This is a genomic window from Phenylobacterium sp., from assembly GCF_037138395.1.
GTDB lineage: Bacteria > Pseudomonadota > Alphaproteobacteria > Caulobacterales > Caulobacteraceae > Phenylobacterium.
Genome location: NZ_JBAXIM010000225.1, coordinates 1 through 2,751, shown reverse-complemented (window position 1 = coordinate 2,751; position 2,751 = coordinate 1). Strand labels below are relative to the sequence as shown.

At 72.3% G+C, this 2,751-nt stretch carries 2 protein-coding genes and 1 pseudogene; 2 read left to right on the top strand and 1 reads right to left on the bottom strand.

Annotated elements, in window-relative coordinates:
* Window positions 1-403: pseudogene (locus WCJ52_RS12575) on the top strand (methyltransferase); the annotation flags it as partial.
* A gap of 315 nt (window positions 404-718) precedes the next feature.
* On the opposite strand, the gene WCJ52_RS12570 reads toward WCJ52_RS12575, so the two are convergent.
* Window positions 719-1,603: a LysR substrate-binding domain-containing protein gene (locus WCJ52_RS12570; protein ID WP_336903647.1), complete on the bottom strand. Its 885-nt coding sequence runs from the start codon at window positions 1,601-1,603 to the stop codon at window positions 719-721.
* Between the two features lie 126 nt (window positions 1,604-1,729).
* On the opposite strand from WCJ52_RS12570, the gene WCJ52_RS12565 reads away from it, so the two are divergent.
* The gene (locus WCJ52_RS12565) at window positions 1,730-2,716 is read left to right on the top strand and encodes a sodium-dependent bicarbonate transport family permease (protein ID WP_336903646.1); all 987 of its coding nucleotides are present in this window, start codon (window positions 1,730-1,732) and stop codon (window positions 2,714-2,716) included.
* Window positions 2,717-2,751: the final 35 nt, after the last annotated feature.

The window sequence follows — 2,751 nt, the reverse complement described above, 5'->3', positions numbered from 1 at the left end:
CGCCGCCCTGTGCAATCCGCCCTTCTTCGACGACGCCAGCGCCCTGCGCGGCCCCGCGCCAGAGAAATCTCGGGCCTGGATGGCGACAGACGGCCTCGCCGCCTGGACAGGCTATCTCCTCAAGGCCGTGCGCGACGGTGGGACAATCACCCTCATCCACCGGGCCGACCGGCTGGCCGACCTGCTCGCCGGGCTTACGCCCAGGTGCGGCTCCATCCGCATCCGCCCGGTCCAGCCCCGCGCCGCCTCGCCCGCCAGCCGGGTAATCGTGCGGGCCGTGCGCGGCGGCCGCGCGCCCCTGGCCCTTCTGCCACCCCTCGTCCTGCACCCCGGCGGCGAGGGCAAACACACGGAGGCCGCCGAGGCCATCCTGCGCGACGCCGCCGCCCTGGGCTGGGACTAAGGTCGTGAACCCGCGGCGATCCCGTTGACCCCCTCCGTCCCGGGACTACCGTCCCGGTCCACCTCCCCCTGGGGGGAGGAATTACAGAGCCATGGCGCCCCCAAGGGGGAGCTGTCGGCAAAGCCGACTGAGGGGGTCAACGGCGGCTCAGCTGACCCTCTCCGTCCCGGTGCTATCGCCCCCTAGGGGGCGGAATTAGAGCCGTCTAATTGCTCCACCTCAGGGGGAGCTCCGGGCGAAGCCCGGTGAGGGGGTCAACGGCCCCTCAGCTGCTCCCCTAGCCCTAACGCGCCAAAGGGGGGGAGCCAGAGGGATTCAGCCCGACAACCGGCCCGGGCGTCGGTCCAGGGAGGCCAGGATGAACTGCGCCAGCCGGTCCGCCGCCCGGGGTGCCCCGCCCCGCGCCTTCAACAGGGCAATCTCGGCGTCCTCCAGGGGCGGCAGACCGTCGGCCTCGCCCAGCAGGACCAGGTCGTCGGGGACCATCTCCCGGGGCAGGACGGTCAGGCCCAGGCCCGCCCTCAGGGCCGCATGCTGGCCGGCCAGGGAGGGGCTCGTGTAGGCCGCCCGCCAGGTCCGGCCGCGCGCCTCCAGGGCCGCCACCGCCCGCCGGCGATAGACGCAGGGCGCCGGGGCGATGACCAGGGGCGCCGGCTCGTCTGGCTTCAGCACCGCCCGGTCCGCTGCCACCCAGACCAGGGGCTCACGCCAGACCCGCACCCCCAGGTCCGGCCCCAGGGGCTCGCGCTTGACCAGGGCCAGGTCCAGGGCGCCGGCCTGCAGCCGGTCCAGCAGGTTCAGGGTCAGGTCACAGGTCACCGCCAGGGCCACCCGCGGATGGGACCGGGCGAAGGCGCCAAGGATGTCGGGCAGGTGGACGGTGGCGAAGTCCTCCGGCGCGCCCAGCCGCACCTCACCCTCCAGGTCCTCGCCCGTCACCTCGGCGATGATCTCGTCATTCACCCTCAACAGCCGCCGGGCCTTGGGCAGGAAGGACTCCCCGGCCTCGGTCAGCCCCACCCGGCGCGGGTCCCGGGCCAACAGCTTCACCCCCAGCCGATCCTCCAGCCGCCGCACCTGCAGGCTGATGGCCGACTGGGTGCGCCCCAGCCTTTCCCCCGTCCGGGTAAAGCTGCGGGTATCAGCGATGGTCACGAAGGTGCGGATCAGGTCCAGGTCGAGATTGATATCTCGCGACATGAGCGTCTCCTCAATGAGTTTCCCTTATCACAGGAATAGCGCCTTTCAACGCTGCAGTCGGGGCGGAACCCCCTAGGACGACACCCCACGCGCCAGGGGGGCGCGTCGCAGACCCTGGATTTCACCATGCCCGAAGCCCTGACCTCCGCCGCCGCCCTCGGCGCCCAGAACCTGCTGGCGCCCGCCATCCTGTTCTTCGTCCTGGGCCTGTTCGGCGGGTTCGCGCGCTCCGACCTGTCCATGCCCGCCACCACCACCCGCACCCTCTCCCTCTTCCTGATGCTCTGCATCGGCTTCAAGGGCGGGGTCGAGGCGGCCGATGCAGGGCTCAGTCCGGGCTTCGTGCGGGCGGGGATCGCCGGCCTCCTCCTGTCCCTTTCCTGGCCCCTGGTGGCCTATCCGGTCCTGCGGCGCCTCGGCGGTCTCGATCGGGCCTCGGCGGCCGCCACGGCAGCGGCCTTCGGCTCAGTCTCTGTGGTCACCTTTGCGGCGGGATCCGACTTCCTGGCCGCCCACGGCATACCCTTCGGCGGCTACATGACGGCGGTCCTCGCCCTCATGGAGGCCCCGGCCATCCTCACTGCCCTGATCATCGCCCGGCGAGCCGCTGAGGGGGACGGCCCCCGCCACTCCATGGGGAGCCTCCTGCGCGAGGTCTTCCTCGGCGGCCCGGCCCTCATGCTGGTAGGCAGCTTCCTGATCGGCCTCATCACCGGCGAGCGCGGCATGGCCAAGCTCGACACCTTCGTGAACCCCGTCTTCCAGGGCGCCCTCTGCCTCTTCCTGCTCGACATGGGCCTGGCCGCCGCCCGCAGCCTCACCGACGCCGGACGTCCGCCCCTGCGCGTACTGGCCCTGGGGATCGCCCTGCCGGTGGCAGGCGCGACCGCAGGCTATCTCGCCTCACGCCTCGCCGGCCTCGCCCCCGGCGACAGCGCCATGTTGATCCTGCTGGCCGCCTCCGCCTCCTACATCGCCGCCCCGGCCGCCATGCGCACCGCCCTGCCCGAGGCCAAGCCCGGCATCTATCTCGGCCTCTCCCTGGGCGTGGCCTTCCCCTTCAACCTGATCCTGGGACTGCCCCTCTACGCCCTGGCGGCGGGGGCGCTGTAGGCGGGCGGGAGGCGGAGAAGGATAGGGGCGGAGGG